The sequence below is a fragment of the Streptomyces sp. NBC_01224 genome (assembly GCF_036002945.1).
Classification (GTDB): Bacteria; Actinomycetota; Actinomycetes; order Streptomycetales; family Streptomycetaceae; genus Streptomyces.
In genome coordinates, this window is sequence record NZ_CP108529.1 from 9590684 (window position 1) to 9613859 (window position 23176).

The 23176-nt window shown below is 68.3% G+C and carries 15 protein-coding genes and 3 pseudogenes; 9 read left to right on the forward strand and 9 right to left on the reverse strand.

Annotated elements, in window-relative coordinates; genetic code table 11:
• Nucleotides 1-230 precede the first annotated feature (230 nt).
• Both OG609_RS44040 and OG609_RS44045 read right to left on the reverse strand, forming a co-directional pair.
• Nucleotides 231-953 (reverse strand): response regulator transcription factor, encoded by a 723-nt coding sequence (locus OG609_RS44040; RefSeq protein ID WP_327276841.1) that lies wholly within the window; start codon nt 951-953, stop codon nt 231-233.
• Nucleotides 950-2176, reverse strand: coding sequence for a sensor histidine kinase (locus OG609_RS44045; RefSeq protein WP_327277861.1), 1227 nt, complete (start codon nt 2174-2176; stop codon nt 950-952). The genes OG609_RS44040 and OG609_RS44045 overlap by 4 nt, the downstream gene beginning before the upstream one ends.
• Nucleotides 2177-2417: 241 nt before the next feature.
• Here OG609_RS44045 and OG609_RS44050 point away from each other — a divergent pair, with 241 nt between their 5' ends.
• The 3 genes from OG609_RS44050 (at nt 2418) to OG609_RS44060 (ending at nt 5521) form a co-directional block, all read left to right on the forward strand.
• Complete coding sequence (locus OG609_RS44050; RefSeq protein ID WP_327277862.1) at nt 2418-2915, forward strand: hypothetical protein; 498 nt, start codon at nt 2418-2420, stop codon at nt 2913-2915.
• Between the two features lie 58 nt (nt 2916-2973).
• Nucleotides 2974-3327 (forward strand): DUF6262 family protein, encoded by a 354-nt coding sequence (locus OG609_RS44055; protein ID WP_327277863.1) that lies wholly within the window; start codon nt 2974-2976, stop codon nt 3325-3327.
• Nucleotides 3328-3922: 595 nt separating this feature from the next.
• On the forward strand, nt 3923-5521 hold the full coding sequence (locus tag OG609_RS44060; protein WP_327277864.1) for an ISL3 family transposase: 1599 nt from the start codon (nt 3923-3925) through the stop codon (nt 5519-5521).
• 63 nt (nt 5522-5584) lie between these two features.
• On the opposite strand, the gene OG609_RS44065 is transcribed toward OG609_RS44060, so the two are convergent.
• Both OG609_RS44065 and OG609_RS44070 read right to left on the reverse strand, forming a co-directional pair.
• Nucleotides 5585-6187, reverse strand: coding sequence for a DUF6000 family protein (locus OG609_RS44065; RefSeq protein ID WP_327277865.1), 603 nt, complete (start codon nt 6185-6187; stop codon nt 5585-5587).
• Between the two features lie 638 nt (nt 6188-6825).
• Nucleotides 6826-7857: pseudogene (locus tag OG609_RS44070) on the reverse strand (transposase); the annotation flags it as partial.
• A 470-nt stretch (nt 7858-8327) separates the two neighbouring features.
• Here OG609_RS44070 and OG609_RS44075 point away from each other — a divergent pair.
• On the forward strand, nt 8328-12710 hold the full coding sequence (locus OG609_RS44075) for a S8 family serine peptidase (protein ID WP_327277866.1): 4383 nt from the start codon (nt 8328-8330) through the stop codon (nt 12708-12710).
• A 62-nt stretch (nt 12711-12772) separates the two neighbouring features.
• On the opposite strand, the gene OG609_RS44080 is transcribed toward OG609_RS44075, so the two are convergent.
• Both OG609_RS44080 and OG609_RS44085 read right to left on the reverse strand, forming a co-directional pair.
• Complete coding sequence (locus OG609_RS44080; RefSeq protein WP_327277867.1) at nt 12773-13783, reverse strand: helix-turn-helix transcriptional regulator; 1011 nt, start codon at nt 13781-13783, stop codon at nt 12773-12775.
• 508 nt (nt 13784-14291) lie between these two features.
• Nucleotides 14292-14506, reverse strand: a pseudogene (locus OG609_RS44085) (transposase); the annotation flags it as partial.
• Nucleotides 14507-14529: 23 nt separating this feature from the next.
• On the opposite strand from OG609_RS44085, the pseudogene OG609_RS44090 reads away from it, so the two are divergent.
• Together OG609_RS44090 and OG609_RS44095 are read left to right on the forward strand one after the other, a co-directional pair.
• Nucleotides 14530-15072 (forward strand): annotated as a pseudogene (locus OG609_RS44090) (IS5 family transposase); the annotation flags it as partial.
• A gap of 58 nt (nt 15073-15130) precedes the next feature.
• A complete protein-coding gene (locus tag OG609_RS44095) occupies nt 15131-15364 on the forward strand; it encodes a hypothetical protein (protein WP_327277868.1) in 234 nt (77 codons plus the stop codon).
• Here OG609_RS44095 and OG609_RS44100 read toward each other — a convergent pair.
• Nucleotides 15361-16482 (reverse strand): IS630 family transposase, encoded by a 1122-nt coding sequence (locus OG609_RS44100; protein WP_327277869.1) that lies wholly within the window; start codon nt 16480-16482, stop codon nt 15361-15363. The two genes, OG609_RS44095 and OG609_RS44100, sit on opposite strands and share 4 nt — an antisense overlap.
• Nucleotides 16483-16614: 132 nt before the next feature.
• On the opposite strand from OG609_RS44100, the gene OG609_RS44105 reads away from it, so the two are divergent.
• Nucleotides 16615-17991, forward strand: a complete 1377-nt coding sequence (locus OG609_RS44105; protein WP_327271204.1) for an IS1380 family transposase — start codon at nt 16615-16617, stop codon at nt 17989-17991.
• Between the two features lie 681 nt (nt 17992-18672).
• Nucleotides 18673-20124: an amidase gene (locus OG609_RS44110; RefSeq protein WP_327278393.1), complete on the forward strand. Its 1452-nt coding sequence runs from the start codon at nt 18673-18675 to the stop codon at nt 20122-20124.
• A 279-nt stretch (nt 20125-20403) separates the two neighbouring features.
• Here the strand turns inward: OG609_RS44110 and OG609_RS44115 are convergent, their stop codons facing one another.
• Nucleotides 20404-20730 carry a hypothetical protein gene (locus tag OG609_RS44115; protein WP_327277870.1) on the reverse strand — a complete coding sequence of 109 codons (327 nt, stop codon included), beginning with the start codon at nt 20728-20730 and terminating at the stop codon, nt 20404-20406.
• 531 nt (nt 20731-21261) lie between these two features.
• Complete coding sequence (locus OG609_RS44120) at nt 21262-22188, reverse strand: NADP-dependent oxidoreductase (protein WP_385655270.1); 927 nt, start codon at nt 22186-22188, stop codon at nt 21262-21264.
• 152 nt (nt 22189-22340) lie between these two features.
• On the opposite strand from OG609_RS44120, the gene OG609_RS44125 reads away from it, so the two are divergent.
• Nucleotides 22341-23021: a TetR/AcrR family transcriptional regulator gene (locus OG609_RS44125; RefSeq protein WP_327277871.1), complete on the forward strand. Its 681-nt coding sequence runs from the start codon at nt 22341-22343 to the stop codon at nt 23019-23021.
• Nucleotides 23022-23176 lie beyond the last annotated feature (155 nt).

The window sequence follows — 23176 nt, forward strand, 5'->3', positions numbered from 1 at the left end:
CAGGTGGCCTGACCCGGCCTGCCTGTGCCGCTGAACCAGCGTCCGTCCGGGGCAGTCCATGCTCTGGACGCCTCCCCACCCCGGGGCAGGCCCGGCTATGGGAACTTGGGGAGTTACCCGCCCTCGCGGCGGGAGAAATCGGCCGCGTAGGAGTTTCGGGAGGCCCTGCCGATGGCCCGGCCCTCCTCGACACCACCCTGTGCAGGCAGTGAGCGCACCGGTCGGCCCGGCTATGCGGTGTTTCCGTCGCCGCGCGGGTTGCCGGTTGCCGCGCGGGCGGTGACCAGCCCCGATTCGTAGGCTGCGATGACCGCCTGGGCGCGGTCACGGACGTCGAGCTTGCCGAAGATGCTGGTGATGTAGTTCTTGACCGTGGAGACGCTGATGTGCAGGTCGTGGGCGATCTCGGCGTTGTCGAGACCGGTGGCCATCAGGCGCCACACCTCGACCTCCCGGGGTGTGAGTTCGCCCAGGTCGGTGGGGAGTGGCTGCGACGCGCTGTGAGGGGCCCGTACGTAGGTGGAGATCAGCCGGGTGAGCAGACGCGGCGCGACGACGGCCTCGCCTGCGTGGACGGTGCGGATCGCCGCGCTCAGGTCCTCCGGCGAGCTGTCCTTGGGCAGGAACCCGCAGGCTCCGGCGCGCAGGGCACCCACGACGTACTCGTCCATGTCGAAGGTGCTGAGGGCCAGGACCCGGCAGCCGGGCACGGTGGCGGCGAGTTCCCCGGTCGCGCCGACACCGTCGAGGACGGGCATCCGGATGTCCATCACCACGACGTCGGGGCGCAGCCGGCGGGCGAGGGCGACAGCCTGTGCGCCGTCCTCGGCCTCTCCCACGACCTCGAAGGACGGGTCGGGGGAGAGGATCAGCGACAGGCCGCGCCGGACCAGCGGCTGGTCGTCCGCGATCAGCACTCTGATCCTCGGTGTGTTCGGCCGGGTCCCGGTCATCGGTGTGCCCCCTCGTGCTGGACGGCTGCTTCGGCCGCCTCGTCCGTGGTCAGCGGCAGGTCGGCCACCACCGCGAACCCACCGTCGGCCTGCGGGCCGACGGCGAGGGTGCCGCCGTGCAGGGCGACGCGCTCGCGCATGCCGATCAGGCCGTAACCGCCCGAGCCCACCGACGACGCCCCCTCCTGCGGCGGTGTGCTCCCACCGTCGTCCCGCACTTCGACGGTGACCCGATCCTGGCGATACGTCAGCCGTACGGACGCGCGGGCGGGCCCCGCGTACTTGCGGGCGTTGGTGAGGGCTTCCTGGGTGATCCTGAACACCGTGAGGCCGACGGTCGGCGGCAGCGGGCGCTGCGGCCCGTGGACGCTGAACTCGGTCGGCAGTCCGGCAAGGCGGGATTCGGCCACCAGACGGTCGAGGTCGTCGACGCCCGGCTGGGGCTGCGACGGCGCGGACTCCGGTTCGTCACCGGCCCGCAGCACATCGAGGAGCTGGCGCATCTCGCGCAGGGCGAGTCGCCCGGAGGATTCCAGGGTGACCAGGGCGTCCCGGACCACCTCCGGTCGGGCGAGGTTGGCCCGGGCTCCGCCGGCCATCAGCTGCATGGTGGTGATGTGGTGGGCCACGATGTCGTGCAGCTCCCGTGCGATGCGGCGGCGTTCGTCGGCCACCGCACGGTCGGCGAGAAGTCTGCGGTTCGCCGCCACCTCCCGCTGCCAGCGGTTGACCGCCATGGCGGTGCCGACGACGATCAGGGCGGAGAGGGGCGTGACAGCGGCGTCCTGCCAGGGCGGAATCCGGCCGTGGCTCTGGCTCAGCAACGTCAGCGACACCGTCGCGACGGCCGCGACCGCTGTCACCCGGCCGGTGCAGGCCCTGGCGACTGTGTACAGGGCGACCAGCAGGACGGCACCGAAGTGTCTGGGCAGCGGCGCGGTCAGGGTGGCTGTCGTATCGAGTGCCAGTACGGCAGCGAGCGCCACCACCGGGTGGCTGCGCCGGACGAGCAGCGGCAGGGCTGCCAGCGCGACGAGGAGGAACCCGGCCACGCTCACGGCGTATCGGCCGTCGGGGTCGTCGAAGAACACGTAGCTGAGCAGGTTCATCGCGCAGGCCCCGCCGGTCACGAGTGCGTCGTTGCGGGACCACGGCGGCCCGGCGCTGTCGATGCGCAGCGGCTCCCGGGCATCGCCGGGCCCGATGTGTCGGCGCCTGCGCATGTCTGTTCTCCCTGTGTCCGGCCTTACGGCCTCCGGTACAGAGTTGCACAGCAGCTGCAGCGGCAGCACCGTCGGCGGCAGCTCGCGGCCCGCGACCAGGATGGGGACCAGGACCTGGGTCCTGGTCCCCGGCCGGGGCAGGACCCAGGGCCCCGGCCCGGATCATCCGCTGCCAGGACGCTTCCCGGCCCCTCGGGGTGATGGTCTGGATACCGGCCGGGAGCCCCCGGCAGACGTCCGCATGCAAGTCCGTCCGCCGGAGGACATCGTGATCCGCGCCCTGACCGGATACTCCACCAGACACCCGTGGAAAGTCATCGCCCTCTGGGCGGTGCTGGGTGTCGTGCTGAGCGCCCTGGCCCCGACACTGATCGGCCGCGTCACCCAGAACCAGACCGGGGATTTCCTGCCCAAGAGCTACGACTCGGCCGCGGCCCTGGAGAAGAGCTGCCCCATCCGATTCCGCTGCGTGGGCTGCGACCACTTCCGCACCGACGTCTCCTACCTGCCCGACCTCCAGGCGTACCTGGCTGACCTACTGCGTAGCCGGGAGCGGCTGATGTCGGCGTTCGCCGCCGACGACTGGGCGCGCAGCGAGGCGATGCCCTCCCAGGAGGAGATCCGCCGTGTGCGCCGGCTGATCGAGCGGGTCGAGGCCGATCTCGACGACCTCACGGTCGAGGAACAGGCCCAGATCGGCGAGGCCGCGTCGCCGTCGTACGCCGCAGCCGGAGCGTGATGCTAGGCATGCCCCGCATCGGCCAGCCCCTGCCCGACATCCACACCACGAGGTCCGCATGAGCACAGCCATGACCGACGGCCGCCGCGCCGACGGCGCACGCCGCCGCCAGCGGGTAAAGAGCGCCATCCAGCACGCCACCCGCACCGGCACGGCGATCAGCGTGAGCGGCATCGCCCGGCAAGCCGGGGTGGACCGCACTTTCCTCTACCGCCACCGCGACCTGCTCGCCCTCATCCACGCCGCCGAACTGCAGCCATCTGCGTCGGACCTCGCGGCCGGACCGCCGGTCAGCCTGGCCTCGCTTCAGGTCGACCTCGCCAACGCGCACGCCCGCAACACCCGGCTGGTCACACAGATCCGGCGTCTGGAGCGCCGGCTTTCGGAACTCACGGGCGAGCAGGTGTGGTGAGAGCCGGGGCTCGGCGCCCCCGCCGACCACGATGAACTCCAGCGCCAGGTAACCCGTCTGGAGCAGACGAACACCGAGCTGTCGGCGACGCTGGAGGAGAAAGAGGCTGGAGTTGGAGGCCGCGCGCGCGGCCAACCGTGAGTTGACCAGGGCGCTGAACCAGCGAGGCTCTGCCAACCAGTAGGTCAGGCTTTCAGCGGCCAGCAGTACCCGCGTGCGCGTGTGCGGATCGGCCGCACGTCGTCGGGGCGGCTTCGTTCACGTCCAGCAGCAGCGTTTGTCGATGAGTTTCGACAGCAGTTGGCGATCAACGCACTCGCAGATGTTCACGGGAAATGGCTCTGGCACACATTCCGTGAGCGACCTTGAGCCCGGCGTCACCGGAACCCGGTGACGCGTGGTCCCCGCAGGTCACGTGACGCGCGCGTCCTGCTGGCTAGATCTTTCACGAAATGTGTGCCAGAACCAACTCGGGCTCTGGCTCAACTTCTGTGATGCGGCCACTCTGAGTGACAGCCAGGCTCCTCCGAGCCGTACGCAAAGTCGCCCGAAAATGGTCCGTGGGCAGGACAGTTGGGCAGGACAGTTCGGGGCCATGGAAGAAGTCGTGCTCCGGCTGAAGGAGCTGTTGTTCCCGGCGATCGCGGACGTCGCGGTGCTGTCGGTACGTGTGAGCATCGAGACAGTGCGCGTGGATGCGCAATGCATCGCGGACGGCGCTGTGTGCCCGGTCTGCGGAGTCTGGTCGAACCGGGTGCATGGTTCCTACCTGCGGTTTCCCGCTGATGTGCCGAGCGGTGGTCGAAGCGTTGCTCTCCAGCTGAGGGTCCGTCGGTTCATGTGCGGGAACTCGGGGTGTGCGCGCCGTTCCTTCGTCGAGCAGATACCCGGCCTGACACGCCGGCACGGTCAGCGGACCGAGCGGTTGCGCTCCACCCTGGCCGCGGTCGGGCTGGCCCTCGCGGGTCGGGCCGGAGCCCGCATCGCCCGCGTTCTCGGGGTACCCGTCAGCCGCAGCACGGTGCTCCGGCTGGTCGACGCACTCCCCGATCCCGAGGTCCCCGCGCCGCGAGTGGTCGGCGTCGACGAGTTCGCCACCCGCAAGGGCCGCCACTACGGCACCGTCCTCGTCGACATCGAGAGCCGCCGCCCCATCGACCTGCTGCCGGACCGGGAAGGGTCCAGCCTGGCGGCCTGGCTCGCCGACCGGCCAGGCATTGAGGTCGTCTGCCGCGACCGGGCGCCGTTCTTCGCCGAAGGCGCCGCCGCCGGTGCCCCGCAGGCCGTTCAGGTCGCGGACCGGTGGCACCTCTGGCACAACCTGAGCGAGGCCGCCGAGCGGGCAGTCGTCCAGCACCGCCAGTGCCTTCGAGCCCTTGTTCCTGCGACCTCCGTATCCGGGCCTGAGTCGGCGCCGCAAGAAGAACCGTCCGGTTCACCGTGGCCGACCGGGCACCGGTTCGCAGACCGGACTCGGGCCCGGCACGCCGCCGTCCACGCACTCCTGCAGGCAGGACACAGCCTGCGTTCGGTTCAGCGGCAGCTCGGCATGGCCTGGCACACGGTCAAACGGTTCGTCGACGCCTCGACGCCGGAGGGCCTGTTCACTGGCCAGTGGCAGAACCGGCTCTCGGTCCTCGACGACTACAAGCCCTGCCTGGACGACCGCTGGAACGAGGGCTTCAGCAACGCGTGGAAGCTGTGGGAGGAGATCGTGCCGCTCGGCTACAAGGGCAACTACCAGCGCGTCCGTGCCTATCTGCACAAGAAGCGCACCTCACCACGACCTGTGACCGCCCGGCCGCCATCGCCCCGCACGGTCTCCGGATGGATCCTCAGACGCCCGGAAACCCTCACCGAGCCCGAACAGCTCCAGCTCAAGACCGTCCGCAACCAGTGCCCCGAGCTCGACGCCCTTACCCGTCACGTCCGGTCCTTCGCGACCATGCTCACTGACCGCCAGGGCGAGCGTCTCCCGGAGTGGCTCGATGCCGTTCGACAGGACGACCTGCCCAGCCTCCACACTCTCGCCGCCGGCATCGACCGCGACCTCGACGCCGTCATCGCCGGATTGAGCCTGCCCTGGAGCTCGGGCGCGGTCGAAGGGCATGTCAACCGGATCAAGATGCTCAAGCGTCAGATGTTCGGGCGGGCAGGCTTCCAACTTCTCCGCAAACGCGTCCTACTGGCGTGACGGAGGGTGGCCGCGTCACAGACGTTGAGCCAGAGCCTTTGAAGTGAACAAAGCCAATGGGGGTCAGGTGTTGGCGCATTCGTCGATGACGGCGCAGGCGAGGCGGATGCCGCCCAGGTAGGTGGAGATGCCGTCATCGCCGTGCATGTGGGGCGCGCCCTGGAACCACTGCGGCCACAGGCCGCCTTCCTGGAGGAAGTGGCTGGCCCGGTCGCCCTGCAGGACGGAGTCGGTGTACGCGAGGGCGCTCATGGCTGTGGGCTGGTCGTAGGCGAGGTCGGGCAGACGCAGGTAGCGATCCAGGTAAGCGGCGAGCAGGTCGGCGTCCCGTGCGGTGCCGAAACTCGCCAGCGCCACGCAGTAGGCCCCGCCCGCGCAGCAGACCTCGCTCTCCAGCAACAGTGCTCCCAGACGCTCGCGGAAGTGGTCACGGCGCGAGACGGCGGCGAGCCATGCCGCGGTCCGCCGCTCGCGCCAGCTGCCTTCGAAGAGGATGGTGAGCTCGGCGTCGGAGACAGCATTCGCATCAGCGGCCAGGGCATGAACGAACGGCTCGTACTCCTCGCGCGACATACGAAGTACCGCTCCGCCGAGCTTCAGGTAGCGGCGCGCGGGGGCGCAATAGCGGCGGAACAGAGCCTGTATCTCAGGGTCGTGGCGGATCACCACCTCATCCTCTCGCAACAAGCACGCAGATGAGGGCGTGGGGCGGAATACGCCTGCGGTGATCCCGGGACGGGCGGGACGCCACCTGGGACCCGGGGCGGGGGAGCGGGGTCCGGCAGCCCTCGCCTTCCTCTCTCACCTCCGGCGGACCCCAGAACGCCAGGCCTCCCCGGCTCATCATGATGACCGCCCGGGTCCGCGTCGTCGAGGAGGCTCACTGGGACGGCCTGCCCACCGGCAAGGGACGCCGGACCACCACCGGCGAACCGTGCTTGCGCATGTCGGAGAGCGCGCCGGTGTGCGAGGCGGTGCGAGCGGCGGGGTGAACACACCCGCCTGCCTTGGTCGTGATCCCCTTGACGGAGTCGCAGCGCACGGTGGCGGCCTGCGCGAGGCTGCCGGTGGCAGGTGACCCGACGGCGGCCCGCGCCGCGGGCGGTGGAGCCCATATCCGTCACCGGGCGCGCAGCTCGTAGGAGGCGGCCTCCGTGCTCCGCGGAGTTGATCCGCAGAGTTGATCATTCCATCAGGAGGAGCGGAGCCCGTATCCCCGAGCGCGCCTCAGTGCGATGTGGGTCAGCCAGGCCATCCCGAAGGTGAAGGGCGCGGCGGTGTTGTCGGAGGGGCCGGGAACGGCACGCCTGCCAGCGCAGATCGACGTCCTCGCCCGACAGGCCGGTGGCCGAGGACCACAGCCAGACGGGGTGCGGGTCGTGACCGCCGGGCAGACGGTCGACCTCCAGGCGGATCAACATGCCCTCGATGACGGGGAGTTCGCCGGTGTGGTCGATCCACGCCGAGCGGGTGGTCAGCCGCGGGTGGACGCGGTCCCAGGCGATCGCGCGGGCGGTGCCGTAGCGGTCGGTGACCTGCACGGTTGCGGCATCGGGCTCGCCCCAGGTGTCGGGCTTGGCGAAGCGGAACTCTTTGCCGTGCTTGGGCGGGCGTCCGCCCTGTGGCGGGGAGATCCAGGGGACCGGGACGGGCTTGCGCATGACGCGGTCCGTGCGCATCCGTCCGAGGACCTCCACTGGCAGCCCTTCCAGCAGGTAGGCCATGCGCGGGGCGTCGTAGCCGGCGTCGAAGACGATCAGGATGTCGCGGTCGCCCTGTTGCCACCGCCCCATGTCGATGAGGTCCTCGACCACGTGGCGGACCTGGGCCGCGGTGACCTCGGCGACATCGTCGGCCGGCCCCAGCCGCAGCGCGTCCAGGATCTGGCACCACGAGGTCCGACCCGACTCCAGCGCGGCGACGAACGAGTAGGGCCAGCCGGGCACGAACTGGTCCGACGAGCGTCCGCTACGGCCGTATACGTGACAGAACAAGCGGTCCGGGCTGGTCGGCGCGTCGGGGCGGAGCCAGTGGGTGACGTCGATGGCCAGGACGAGGCGCCCGTCGGCGGCCTCGGGCTGCGGTAGCCCGGCCAGCGCCTGCCGCAGTCGCAGCACGTCGACCTTTCCGCTGTTCAGCGCGTCGTGCCCGCGCCGGTGCTCGGCCGTCAGCGTCAGGTCCACCGGCGTGGTCACCGGCCCGTCCGCGCACAGCAATGCGTCCGTCAGCTCGAACAACGTGTCCCCACGCACGGTCAGGCAGTCGAAGAAGTCGTACCGGAAGCGTGACGCCACCGCGAACGCTTCCCGCCGGACATCGTGATGCAGCAGACTCATTCCCCCACGGCCTTCGTACTGGTCAAGTGCTTCTTTCGTCGGAGCACAGGATCAGACGGAGGCCGTGTTCACGTCCCCAGAATCCTCGTACGAGCGAGCACGTTCGGAGCATCGTTCGAGGTCAGACCATAAAGAACAAGCTCAGCTAGCGGCCGGTGCGCTCCACCAGACATGTGGATGCGCGGAATGCGTGGATGAACTGCTGGATTCTGGGCGAGCAATCCACACCGATGGCGGGTGCTGAGGGACCTCGCCGGCCTGGTCGACCGACTGGGAGCGGTGGGTCTGCGCCGAGTGTGGCGGCATTCCGCCATGGCCGACATCCGCCCCACTCGGTCCGTTGATCCTGCCCGGACCCAACTGCGAGATTGGCCAGGCGGCTCAGGTGTTCTCGTGTCTGCGGGCTTGGCCGCACGGTGATGTTTCACTCCTTGGTTAGGAGCACGATGGCGCGACGAAGAAGAACAGGTGTGATTGCCGCGGCGTCGGCCGTGTTGATCGCCGCGGCGCTGATTGCGCCTGCGGCCGCAGCCGCCGACCCGACCAGCCCGACTGGCTCCGAGAGTGCTGGCGCGAGCAAGGTCGAACCCGCTGATCCCGACGGGCCACAGGGGCCGGGTCGATCGCCCGTTGCTGGGCTCGACGACCGGGCCGGGCGCGACAACCCGGATTCGATCTACAGGGCGGGGAAGACCGATGGGTTCCAGCCGCTGACCGACGATTCGCTGTCGGATACTGCGGCCGAGAAGCTGGGCAACGCCGACACCAGGCTGCTGCAGCAGGCGCAGGCGTCGAAGAAGAAGTCTGTCACGGTGTTGATGCTGGCCCGGAAGGGCGCGACCGAGGACGTCGTCGCCGCGGTGGAGAAGACCGGCGGGACCGTCGGGTCGGTGACCGGAAAGGTCGGCTACGTCCGGGCGACCGTCCCGACCGACAGCGTGACCACCTTGGCCGGCCTTCGGTCGGTCGCGGCGATCGACCTGAACCGGACGTACAAGATCCCGGGCCCGGATCTGGGCGCCGCGGGTGCGAGGACGGCGGCAACGAAGGCCGCGGGTCCGACCGCGCCCGGCGCGAACACGCCCGCCGACAACCCGTACCTACCGATCAACGAGACCGGCGCCGAGGCCTTCGTCAAGGACAACCCGGCCTGGGACGGGCGCGGCACGGTCGTCGGCGTGCTAGACACCGGCGTCGACGTCGAGCATCCCGCGCTACAGACGACCAGCGACGGCAAGCCCAAGATTGTCGATTGGGTAACCGAGACCGATCCGGTCACCGACCGCGACGGCAGCTGGGTACGGATGTCCACCACCAAGACGGGTCCGACGTTCAGCTACCTGGGCAAGAGCTGGACGATCCCGGAGGGCACGTTCCAATTCGGCGTGTTCTACGAGAGTGCGACGGCCGGCAGCGACTTCGAGGGCGACCTCAACCGGGACGGCGACACCCTGGACTTCTACGGGGTTCTGTACGACCCGACCACACACAGGATCTGGGTCGACAGCAACAACAACCAGGACCTCACCGACGAGACACCGATGGCCCCGTTCGCGGTCGACCGCCAGGTCGGCCACCTCGGGAGCGACGACCCCGCAACACCGCAGAACGAGCGCATCCCGTTCGTCGTCGAGTACCGCGACAACGTCGATCTCTCCCCGCTCGGCGGCAGCAACGTCGGCAAGACCGCGAACTACGTGTCTATCGGGTTGCCGGTCGCCTCGCACGGCACCCATGTCGCGGGGATCACCGCCGGCACGTCGTTGTTCGGCGGCCAGATGCACGGCGCCGCACCGGGCGCGCAGATCGTGTCCGCCCGCGCCTGCACTTGGGGCGGTGGCTGCACCCAGGCGGCACTGACCGAGGGCATGATCGACCTGGTCACCAATCGCCATGTCGACGTCGTCAACCTGTCCATCGGTGGGCTTCCCGCATTGAACGACGGCTCCGACGTGATCGCCGCGCTCTACGACAAGCTGATCGACAACTACGGCGCCCAGATTATCATCGCCGCCGGCAACGACGGCCTCGGCACCAACACCGTCAGCTCGCCGTCCGTGGCGGGCAGGGCCATCTCGGTCGCCGCGTCCGTCAGCTCCGACACCTGGTGGGCCGGCTACGGGTCGAAGGTCGCCACCAAGCAGGGCATCTTCGGCTTCTCCTCCCGCGGCCCCGCTGAGAACGGGGCGCTGGCGCCGCAGGTGTCCGCGCCCGGCGCCGCCATCTCCTCGATCCCGATGTGGCTGTCTGGTGAAGCCGTCCCCGAGGCCGGGTATTCGCTGCCGGCCGGGTACGGCATGGCCAACGGCACCTCCATGGCGGCCCCGCAGGTCGCCGGAGCGGCGGCGCTGCTGCTATCGGCCGCCAAGGCCCATTCGCTGACGGTCAGCCCGGCGGCGCTGAAGACCGCCCTGACCGGCACCGCCGACCCGATCCCCGGCGTCCCGACCATCGCGCAGGGCGCCGGCATCATCGACACCGTCGCGGCCTGGAAGCAGCTCAGCGCTGGCATCAACACCAATGAGCTCACTGTGTCGGCTCCCGTTTGTAGTTCGCTGTCCGGCCTGCTCGCGACTCCGAACACCGGCGTCGGCATCTACAACCGTTGTCTGCCAACAGAAGGCGGCCAGGTGATCGGTGCGCAGAAGACCTACAAGGTCAGCGTCACCCGGACCAGCGGTGCCGCCGGGAACGTCGTGCACCGGATCGGTTGGATCGGCAACGACGGCACGTTCAGCGCCCGCGCGGCAATGCCCCTGCAGCTCGGAAAGGCGGCCGATATCACGGTCACCGCGACCGCGACGACCTCCGGCATGCATAGCGCGATCCTGACCATTGATGACCCGGCGACAGGCGGCATCGACCAGTTCGTCGCCGTCACCGTGCTGGCGACCAAGCCGCTGGCCAAGCCCGACTACGCGGTCACCAGTTCCGGCACGCTCAACCGAACCGGAACCACCTCGCTGCTGGTGCCCGTTCCCAAGGGCGTCGAAGCACTGCAGATGACCCTGGGCGGGCTCGCCGACGGCAGCCAGGTCCGCGCATTGCCCATCGACCCCGACGGCATGCCCGCAGACTCCAACGCCAGTTACCGCTGCTACACCAACTACACCGACCCGGCGAACTGCAACGCCACCGCACGACCGGTGTACCGACCCAAACCCGGCATCTGGGAGTTCGTGATCGAGTCTCGCAGGACGTCTCCGGTCGAACAGAACCCGTACACAGCGACGGTTTCGCTGCAGGGCATGTCGTTCGATCCGGGGACCGTCACAGTCGACAAGGTGACGATGAACTCGCCGACGAATGTCGGCTCGACGGGGAAGAACACCTTTGGCCCCGCGACCGCCCACGTCGCAACTGGCGAGATCGGCGATGTCCGCAATTTGTTCTCGACGGTCTCGCAAGGCGAAATCACGTCCAACATGCTCTATGTTCCGCGTCGGACGACCCGGCTCGACGTGACTCTGACGCCCAGAGACGCTGCCGATCTGGACTTCTATGTGTATTTCAACGGCAGGCCGATAGACCAGAGCACCACGACCGGGGACTCGCCCGAGCACATCGTCATCGATGATCCACAGCCGGGTACGTACTTCATCGTGGTCGCGGGAGTCGCCGTGCCCGGAGACAACGTCACGTTCGACTACCACCAAGAGATGTACTCGAAGGGCCTCGGCACGATCACGCCGAAATCCGACGCGAAGTACACGGTTGCCACGGGCCAGTCGATGCCGGTCGACGGGGCAATGATCGTCAGCGCTCGGCAGTTGACCAAGGATCCCATGGTCGGCCGGGTCCGAGTGGCCAACGAGCACGGCACGATCATCGGGGCGGCGGACGTCACGATCGCCACTGTCGATGTCCCCAAACTCGATCTGGTCGCGTGGGCCCCGCCATTCGTCGGCGCGGCTCTCAATGAGAGCGGCATAGTCGCGGGGGATCGCCAGTACAACTCCAGGATGACGCCGACCATCTGGACGGCCGCCGACGGGTTCACCAACCTGGATCTCGCCGGGGGCAGGTACGGATCGGCTCTGGACCTGAATGACGGCCAGACCGCCGTCGGTATCGCGACGGACAGTGCATTGCGTACTCTTCCCGTCCAATGGGCCAAGGACGGATCGCTCACAGTGCTCGGCGTCCCGGATTGGCGGCCCTATTCCAGCGGCTACGCGACCGCCGTGAATAACAAGGGGGTGGTCACCGGATTCTCCGAAGCAATCGTCAAGGAGTCTGACGGTAAGAACCACAGCTACAGTGACGGGTTCGTGCGGACGCCGGATGGGACGTTCAGCAAGCTGGCCCACCTGTCCTCGGATCTGACGGGAACCCAGCCGCGCGCCATCAACGATGCCGGAATGATCGTCGGTGCCTCGCACACCGATGGCCATGTGCCGCACGCGGTCACCTGGGATGCGACGTCAGGTGTTACTCAGGATCTCGGCACGCTTCCGGGACAGTATTCGGCCCAGGCGAACGATGTGAACGCCTCCGGGACTATCGTGGGGACCAGCGGTGACGACGCGTTCGTGTGGACCAAGGCCGGCGGAATGCAGCGCCTTGCCGACTACGGATACAACGCGACCGGCGACAAAGTCACCGACGACGGGTGGATCCTCGGAACTGTCGAACTTTCCCCGGACGTTGCGGTGTCGGCGATGTGGGACCCGCAGGGACGGCTCTGGGATCTGTCCGGCATGGTGCCGCTCTCTGCCGGTGATCGATTCACGCCGACCTACAGCTTCGACATCAACGATCACCACCAGCTAATGGTCTACGGCGAGGGCGGCCCGAACGCCGCCTGGTCCAGCTCGGTGATGCTGAGGATCCCGGCAGGTCTGGGCAACTAGGCCCCGGCGCCACCTCGTCCCGTCGAGCCACCGCAGCCGGTGGCTCGACGGGACGAAGGCGTTCAAAGCCAGCCCCGGTCCCGCGCGTGCCAGCCAAGCAACACCCGGGATTCGGTGCCGGCCAGATCCATCAGCCTGCGGACCCTGCGCTGCATGGTCCGCAGGCTGATCCCCAGTCGGGCAGCGACCGCGGCATCGGTGTACCCAGCCAGCAACAGCATCAGGACCTTCCGGTCTGCCGGGTCGGCGAGATCCTTCGGCGATGCCAAGTTCGGATCGACCGTACGGCCGGGGGCCTCCCGCAATTGCATGGCCGACCGCCACAGGCTCTCGAAGCTGAACATCAGACAGTCCAGCAGCCCCCCGGGGCGCACCACCGCGATCTCCGAGTGCGCGTGCCCACCCTCGTCGAGCTGCACGATCGCAATCGAATCGTCGACGATCAGCAGCTTCGCCGGTAACGACTGCACCATGCGGATCTCCTGTCCCCGATCCAGCGAGGCGACCAGGTCCTTCTCCGCGGCGGGCTCATCCAGCACGGTCCGTTCGATGATGATCCGCTCACGCAGACCACGGCCGGCGACCTCGCGTTCGGTGTCAGATTCGGAGATCCCGAAAACCGCGAACGGTGGTTTCGCGAACATCCGGAGCTGGTCCTTGGCGGACAGCAACAGGCCATTGAGCCAGCTGCCGATCTCGCTGCGGCCCCGAACGATCTCGATGCCGTTCGACAGCTGCACCTCGCGCGCCCTCCGGTACTCCTCCGCGAGCTCGTCGAGTGCCGTTCGGGCGGCCCTGACCTGCTGCTCGCGCTGCGCGACCATCCCCTCGAGCGCCAGCGACGGCGACACCGCCGAGATTCCTCCGCCGGCGGCCATGTCAACCAGGCCCACCTGCCGCAACGCACCGATCGCCGTTTCGATGTCCTTGACCGAGATCCCCAGCAGGCCGGCGAGATCCGGCCCGAGCGCTGGTCCGCCGGAGACCAACGCCCGATAGACCCGCTCGGCCGTCGCGTCGACATCGACCCCGATGAGTGAGCTCAGCGGGGAGGGGCGACTGGGGTCGGGCATGGCGCGAACTATACGTCCGTTACCGAACTGCTGGGTGATAGGTGGGCTCCGTCACATACGTAGCCCCAGCACATGGCCGGCAGCCCGCCAAAAGCCAAGCGGCGGGCGGCCGGCCAGCGGACCTGCACCCGCGGGCACGGCGACGCGAAAGGACTCTGCCGGGTGCGGCGGCCTGGGTTTTGCGGGACATCCCGGCATGGCAGGTGCCTCCCGCAGTCGTGAACAGCCGCCGAACGGACCGATGCTGACGGGTGGACAGTGGTGTCCCGAGAACGACGAGCGAGAGATCCTGCGCCTACGCCCTGCCGGCCGGCCCCGAGGAAGGCTGCCTCTGCGACAAGCCGTTCCAGCGGTACGGGAGAGACCGCCGGGACGCCTTCGCCCAGCGTATGCAGCGGTGTTCGTCGCGTAGCGGGAAACGGAGAAGTTGTCCGGATGCGCACGCCTCCGCCCTGCCGTCCATGCATCCCGCACCCTCGCAGGAGGGTCAGGGGAGTCACTGATCGTTTCAGAATGCAGTTCGGAGTCGTCTCAAGCAGGTGATGCTGCAGGTGAGTTGGAGCAGACCGAGATGGAGGTCGGCGCGTATCTCGTAATCCGAAGGCGTTTGAACTGGTGCAGCCAGGCGAAGGTCCGCTCGACGACCCAGTGGGTCTTGCCCAGACCGGAGCCGTGCGGGGTGCCGCGACGGGCGATCTTCGGTGTGATCCCACGAGCTCGGACGAGACGGCAGCCGGAGTTGGCCCCGCCTGCACGAAGTCCTGCTGGCGGAACTACGTAAAGAGGGCTTGCTGGAGATGGACGACGCTGCGATCGACGGCTCGCACGTCAGGGCCCTCAAAGGGGTGGCTCACACCGGACCTTCGCCGGTCGACCGGGCACGCCCCGGCAGTAACCACCACATCATCGTCGACCGGCACGGAACCCCGCTCGCCGTCGCTCTGACCAGCGGGAACCGCCACGACGTCACCCAGCTCATGCCACTGCTGGACGCCATACCGCACATCCGCGGCCTGCGGGGCCGGCCCCGCCACCGGTCCCGGCGGCTTTTCGCCGACCGCGGCTACGACTTCGACAAGTACCGCCGTCTCGTCCGAGCTCGTGGGATCACACCGAAGATCGCCCGTCGCGGCACCCCGCACGGCTCCGCCCTGGGCAAGACCCACTGGGTCGTCGAGCGGACCTTCGCCCGGCTGCACCAGTTCAAGCGCCTTCGGATCCGCTACGAGATACGCGTCGACCTCCATCTCGGTCTGCTCCAACTCGCCTGCAGCCACGGGCGACTTCGTCCTGTTCTACCCCGCGGACGGCCTGGGGGCCGCACTCGACCGGCCCCGTACCTCCGCGATGGGACGGCTACTCGGACGCAGCCACGCCACTCTCCTGACCGACCTGGAGACCGCACGCACAACCAGCAAGCTCACGGCACGCAACAACCTGCCCCCCGCCACCGTCTCGTACCACCTGGGAGTCCTGCACTGCTCCGGCCTGGTACTGCGCCAGCGTGACCGACAGGTCGTCCGCTACCGCCGCAGCGCGGAGGGCGACGCGCTCCTCGGGCAGCAGCAGCCCGCGCGCTAGTGTCCTGCGCCGGAGATCCGTCGGCAGAAGCGGGCGAGGGAGTCGAGGATCTCGTCGGCCGTCTTGGTCCAGATGAATGGTGTTGGGTTTTCGTTCCACTCCTTTACCCACGCACGGATGTCGGCTTCCAGGGAACGCACGCTTTTGTGGGAGCCGCGGCGGATCTTCTGGTCGGCGAGGAAGCCGAACCACCTCTCCACCTGGTTGATCCAGGACGAACTGGTAGGGGTGAAGTGCAGGTGGAATCGGGGGTGTTTGGCCAGCCATGCCTTGATGGCGGGCGTCTTGTGGGTGCCGTAGTTATCGCAGATCAGGTGGACCTGGAGGTGCCCGGGAACCTCCTTTTCGATCTTGATGAGGAACTTCTTGAACTCCGCTGCCCGGTGCCGACGGTGCAGCGAGGTGATGACTTCGCCGGTCGCGACGTCGAAGGCCGCGAAGAGGGTGGTCAGACCGTTGCGGACGTAGTCGTGGGTGCGACGCTCGGGCATGCCCGGCATCATCGGCAGCACCGGCTGAGACCGGTCCAGCGCCTGGATCTGCGACTTCTCGTCCACCGACAGCACCACCGCCCCTTCGGGCGGATTGAAGTACAGCCCGACCACGTCGTGGACCTTCTCCACGAACAAGGGGTCCGCCGACAGTTTGAAGGTGTCCGTCAGATGAGGCTTGAGATGGAACTTGCGCCAGATTCGGCCCACGGTCGACTTCGACAGCCCGCTGCGGTCGGCCATCGACTTGCGCGACCAGTGCGTGGCGTTCTTCGGCATCTCCTCCAACGTGCTGACCACGACGGCCTCTACCTGGTCGACGCTGATGGTGGGCGGTCGACCCGGCCGGGGCTCGTCCATCAACCCGTCCAGCCGGGCGGCCAGGAACCGCCGACGCCACTTGCGGACCGTATCCGCCGCTACCCGAAGATCCCGCGCCACCACAACAATCGGCGGAACGTCAGGGCCTGCACACGCCAGCACGATCCGCGCCCGTAACGCCACCGCCTGCGCAGACGTCGCCCGCCGGGCCCAACGCTCCAGCACCGCACGCTCGTCAACGGACAACAACAACGGTTCCAGCTTCGGACCACGACGCGGTGCGGGCACACCCGCAGAAACACTCATACAGGAACTAACCTCGGGCTTTCACGTGGCTGGGTGTCCGATGCGTGATCGGAAACGCGAAGAGTGCTCCTGACCTGCAACGATGGGACTTGTCTAGGGTCCAGGTCGGCGCATGAAAGAAGCACTCCTCAGGTGAAGAAGCGTATCGGGTCCTATCCGCGTGTCCGCATCGAGGGCGGCGGGAGCGGGGTGGTCTCGCAGGCTGGCGGAGTACTGCTGGTCGAGACTGCCCGTAAGACCGGCCTGGATACCGAGATATCGGCGGCGCTGACGCCGTGGCGGCGGCCTCGGGCGGTGCACGATCCGGGCAAGATCCTGCTGGATGTGGCTCTCGCGGTCGCGCTGGGCGGGGACTGCCTGGCCGATGCGGGACTGCTGCGGGCCGAGCCGGCCGTGTTCGGGCCGGTGGCCTCCGACCCAACGGTCTCCCGGCTGATCGACACCCTCGCCGCGGCCGGGGACAAGGCCCTGACCGCGATCCGCTCGGCGCGCGCCGAAGTGCGCGAGTACGTCTGGACGTTGGCCAAAGATGCGGCGCCGGATAGGGGCGGCCAGGTGATTGTGGACCTGGACGGAGTGCTGGTCCTGGCCCACTCCGACAAGCAGGACGCGGCCGCGACCTGGAAGAAGTCGTTTGGACATCACCCCCTGATGGGCTTCGTCGACCACGGAAGCGGTGGCACCGGGGAGCCGGTGGCAGCACTGTTGCGGCCGGGGAACGCGGGATCCAACACCGCCGCCGACCACATCACCGCCACTCAACTCGCTTTGGCCCAGCTCCCCAAGCGTCACCGGCGCGGCCGGTCCACACTGATCCGTACCGACTCCGCGGGCGGCACCCATGAGTTCCTCGCCTGGCTCACGAAACGGGGCCGGTGGCTGTCGTACTCGGTCGGGATGACCATCACTGAGCAGATTCATCAGGCCGTGTTGAAGGTCCCGGCCTCCGCCTGGACCCCAGCGGTCGAGCCGGGCGGCGAGATCCGCGACGGCGCCTGGACCGCCGAACTCGACGGCGACACACTCAAGGGCTGGCCGAAGGGAATGCGGCTGATCGTCCGCAAGGAACGGCCCCACCCCGGCGCCCAGTTGCGCTTCACCGACGCCGACGGCCTGCGGCTCACCTGCTTCGCCACCAACACGACGGGCGGGAAGATCACGGACCTGGAACTGAGGCACCGCCGACGGGCGAGGGCAGAGGACCGCATTCGGAACGCACGGGCCACCGGCCTGCGGAACCTGCCCCTGCACGAGACCGCACAGAACCGGATCTGGCTGGAGATCGTCCAGCTCGCCCTCGACCTGCTCGCCTGGATGCCGATGCTCGCTCTGACCGGCAAACCCCGCCTCTGGGAGCCCCGCCGCCTGCGGTTGCGGCTGTTCTCCGCCGCTGCCCAACTCATCACCACCGCCCGCCAACGGCACCTGCGATTCGCCCACCACTGGCCATGGACCGACGTGATCACAGACGCGATCAGACGGCTCGACACCCTCCCGAACCCACGCTGACCAGTAACAACCCGTCCCGACGAGCAGAAGAGCCACCGACCGGAACCGTGGAATCCGGCGCCCACCCGATGCGACGATCGGGCCACCCGTATGCCCGCACACGCTCCACAACGACGCATTGGCCGCCAGCCGAAGCTGACGACCAATCACGAAAGATCGAGGCTAACGATGGATCTCCGGTGCAGGACACTAGTGTGATGCGCCAGAAATCGCGAGTCTAAGTGGTCGAGTTCGTAAGTCCTTCGGAGGCTGACTCCGAAGGCGGTGCTGCGGTTGGCATAGCAGGGAGTCCTGGTAGCGGTCGCTGTCGGCGAGGTGGAGCGCGAAGCCCCACCTGGCTGCGATGCCGGTGCAGCGTAGGCGCATCAGCCTGCCCCGTTCGCCGTCAGCCAGTTCGGCCACTCGCGGTTGACCCATGCTGCGGAGAAGGGCGCGTCCACGCCGGTGCTGATGAAGCTGTCCGGGCATACGTCGGTCCGCAGCCTCGCGAAGTACGTGCAGGTGTCCAATGATGGTCTCCTGAACTCCCAGGCCGACACCGATCCGGCCGCGTGTCGCCATCGCCGGCGACCGGGCGGAGTGTTTGTGGCCGGAGAAGAACATGATGAGTATGGAGACATCCATACCGTTGCGCCAAGCGGCATTTCGTGCCCTGCTCCAGAGGCCAATACGGTCGGTTTCATGGAGTGGAATTTTCAGACGGCCGAAGAACTCGTGGCTGCCTTGCGTGCCGGTGAAGTGACCTCGGCTGAACTGACCGACGAGGCGATCGTCCGTATCGAGCGGGACGACAAGGAGATCAACGCGATCTGTGTGCCGGACTTCGACCGTGCACGGGCCGCCGCGCGCGGTGCCGACCAGGCGCGCGCCCGCGGCGAGGTCCGGCCCCTGCTCGGTATTCCGGTGACGGTCAAAGAGTCCTACAATATGGCTGGGCTGCCCACGACCTGGGGCATGCCGCAACACCGGGACTATGTGCCGGCCGAGGACGCGGTACAGGTGTCGCGACTCAAGGCCGCGGGCGCGGTGGTGCTGGGTAAGACCAATGTGCCCTTGGGGCTGCAAGATATCCAGAGCTTCAACGAGATCTACGGCACCACTAACAATCCGTGGGATCACGATCGCACGCCGGGCGGATCCTCCGGCGGATCAGCGGCGGCCTTGGCGTCCGGATTCTGCGCGCTGTCCATCGGCTCCGACCTCGCCGGTTCACTGCGCACCCCCGCGCATTTCTGCGGCATCTATGCGCACAAGCCGACACTCGGACTGGCGGCAACCCGCGGCATGGTCGTGCCGCCGGCACCGCCATTGCCGGTCGACCTCGACCTCGCCGTCGTCGGTCCGATGGCGCGCACTGCCCGCGACCTCACGCTCCTGCTCGACGTCATGGCCGGACCGGACCCGCTGACGCTCGGCAAGGCGCACGACTTGACGCTGCCGCCCGCGCGCCACGAGCGGCTCGGCGACTTCCGGGTCTTGGTCGTCGACGAGCATCCGCTCATTGCGACCGGGCCCGCTGTGCGGGCGGGCGTGGACCGGGTGGCCGACGCGCTTGCCGACGGCGGCGCCCGTGTCGAACGGCACAGCCGGTTGCTGCCCGATCTGGCCGAAGCCGCGATGCTCTACACGCAGTTGCTGTTCTCGAGCTCCGTTGCACGTTTTCCCGTCGAAGCGTACGAGCGGTTGCAGACCCGCGCCGCCGGACTGAGCGCGGACGACCGGAGTCTCGATGCGGCGCGGCTGCGCGGCATGGTGTTCAGCCACCGCGACTGGATCGAGGCGAACAGTCGTCGTGAGCTCCACCGCCACGGCTGGCGGCAGCTCTTCGCCGAGTTCGACGCCGTGGTGTGTCCCATCACGCCCACTCCCGCGTTCCGGCACGACCACAACCCCGATCTGATGCAACGCCGGCTCGACATCGACGGCACCGAGTACCCGTACTTCGACCAGCTCGTCTGGGCCGGTCTGGCCACCATGCCCGGCCTGCCCGCCACCGCCATACCAGCGGGCCGGTCCCCCGAGGGCCTGCCGGTGGGAGTGCAGCTCATCGGTCCGATGTTCGAGGATCGTACCCCGCTGCGGCTGGCCGAACTGCTCGAACAGAAGATCGGCGGCTTCCAGGCACCGAAGTAGGGCGTACTACCTGGTATCCGTCGAGGACGAGGCGCGGATCACGACGAGACCCTCGAATGCGCGCAGTCGCTGCCCGGAATGCGCATGTCACCCGCCTCCCGACCGCTACAACGCCACGGCACAGCCGTTCCAGTGGAAGTTCACCACCTCCGACCTGGACGACCTGCCGGCCAGGCTCGACCGGCACACCGCCGATCACCACGAAGAATCCTCCGCCGCGCCGGCAGTGTGATCAACACCCGAAGGATTTACGGGGCCGGTGTTGTGTCTGGCGTTTGGTCAGATGTCCGGGGTGGCGAGGTAGAGGCCGCAGGCGCAGTCCAAGGAGTCCTCGGGGGTGCCGGCGAAGCTGCCGGTGGGCAGGATGGTGTCCTCGTACTTGTCACTGCTGGCGAGGTAGAGCGCGAAGCCCCAGATGCTGGCGGAGCCGCCGTAGCGCAGGCGCATCAGCTTGATGCTCTCGCCGTCGGTCAGTTCGCCGTCCACGTAGGCGAACTGACCGCGGTGGCGGACGTTCACGGCGGCCAACTTGGGCCAAGCGGTGTGGGCTCGCGCGGTCAGCTTCTGGGCGAGTGAGGACTTGGTCGACTCCGGCACGGTGGGCATGGGGCCATCCTCCCTGGTCGCGGTATCGCGTGCTGCGGCAGGATCCAGCCGGTAAGTGGCGGACGGTGCGGAAGGCGTTGGACTCGTCCTGGCCAGAGCCGCGCAAGAATCTGCCGCCCGGGTCACCAGGCTGGATCCGTACAAGCCGGTGATCGAAGTACTTCGCGTTCGAACAGCCACTGCTCATGCCGTTGCCTGACGAGCCGTTTGAGACGGGCCGGGTGTTCACTCCGCGGGGCGACCGTTATGACGGGGGGCTGGCGGGACTTCGCCAGGGTCTAGGCCGCTGCTCCTTCCCGCTTCCCGACCTGCCCGGCGGCCTGCGGCCCCCCGCGCGACAAGGACGCCGCCGACGACGAATCAGTGGCCGATGGCGGGCACCGGTCAGTGCGGGCTATGGCAGTTCGGGTCGGTACAGCCGTGGTGGCCAGCGCCAGCGTGCGGTCCGGCCCAGGTCGCGCTGGCGAAGGCCACCGTAGCCGTGGCCGCCCTGCTGCGGGCCGCCGGTTGCGAGCCGAAGCGTCCGCCGTGTCAGGGCACGGTGATTACGATCTTGCCGCGCGCGTGGCCGGTGGCGCTGACGTCATGAGCTGTGGCGGCCTCCTTCAGCGGGAACACGGCGTGCAGCGGGACGGTGAGGCGGCCGTGGTCGGCGAGGTCGGCCGCCAGCGGTAGTCCTGCCCAGCCCGGCGACTCTCCAGCTTCGGAGCGGGAGAACCGCACTCCGTGCCGGCTGGCGTCGAAGTCCGCGATGGTCACCACGCGGTGCGGGTCGCCGGCGATGGCCACCAGTTCGGCAAGAGAGCCCTTACCAGCCGCGTCCAGAACCACATCGACACCGAGCGGAGCCAGTGGGGCAAGGCGATCGGCCAGCCCCGCCCCGTAGGTGACCGGTACGACGTCGAGCTGGTCGAGGAAGCCGTGGTTGCCTTCGCTCGCGGTGCCGATCACGGTGAGGCCGCGGGCCTGGGCGAGTTGCGCGGCGATGGTGCCGACGCCTCCGGCGGCACCATCGATCAACAAGGTCATGCCTTCGGCGGCTTCCAGCGCGTCCAGTACACGTGTGGCTGTGTCGATATTGCCCGCGGCGCCACCCGCTTCCTCGAAAGACCATGACTGAGGCTTGGACGCCCACGCCTCCAGCACGGCGTACTGGGCCGCGGCGCCTCCCTGATCCACGAAGGGGACGAGGCCGAAGACCGCATCTCCCACGGCGGTGCCGGTCACCCCCTCTCCCACCTCGTCGACGATTCCCGCGGCATCCATGCCGGGTATATGGGGGAAGTCCACGGTGGCGATGTCCCGCAGCATCCCTGAGCGCAGGTACCAGTCAGCAGGGGTGACGCCGGTGGCACGCACCGCGATGCGGACCTGACCTGGCCCGGCGTGCGGCTCTTCGACCTCCTCGACGCAAAGGACCTCGGAACCGCCATAGCGGTGGTACTGCACAGCAAACACGGACAACCTCCGTACACATGGCATGTCGTTCAGCAGGGGAACTCGCAGCCGCTCACCTCTGCGGCAGAGAGCTGACCGCGGGGCACCGCGGCACCAGGTCACGCTAACCCGCTAAACGGTCGGCCTCTTCCGTTTGTGATTAAGTGGGAGACATGCCTGCCCAACTGTCTCGGAACCCGCCGCCCTCCGCCTCCGGCCCCCCCGCCCCGGGGCAGAGAGCCGACGCCCGGCACAACCGCGCCCGGCTCCTCCAGGCCGCCCGCGAGGCGTACGCCCTCAACGGCACCGACGTATCTTCCAGCGCAATCGCCCGCAGAGCGGGCGTGGGTGCCGCCACCCTCTACCGGCACTTCCCGACACGCGGCTCGCTGATCGCCGCTGCGTTCTCCGAACAACTCAGCCAGTGCGTCGCAGCCCTCGACGAGGCCCTTCAGGACGACGATCCCTGGCACGGACTTCGCAACGTCCTCACCAAGGTGTGCACGATGCAAGCCCAGGACCGCGGGTTCAGCGCCGCGTTCCTCTCCCAATTTCCCGACGCGCCCGACGTCCATCATGAGCGTGCCCGCGCCGAGACATGCCTCGCCCAGCTGGTACAGCGTGCGAAGGACACCGGACAGCTGCGCAAGGACTTCGACCCCAGCGACGTTACCCTCCTGCTCCTGGCCAACAACGGCGTCGTGCAAGAGTCCCCGGCGGCCTCCATGGCCGCATCCCGCCGCCTGCTCGCCTACTTCCTCCAGTCCTGCCTGCCGACGGACGGCACACCCCTGCCCCAGCCCGCGCCACTCCGCCTTGACGACCTCTACAAGCCACCGCATCGAACGGGGTGACCACCGACATCCGCCCGGGGCACGCGCCCCTGACGTGGATGTTCCTCAGACCCCACCACCGCACTGCCGTCATTTCTGCTCTATATTTCGGAGCCTCATGATCGCCAACCGCCTCCGAAGACCGTCGACAAACGCTGTTCCTAGAAATCAACGAA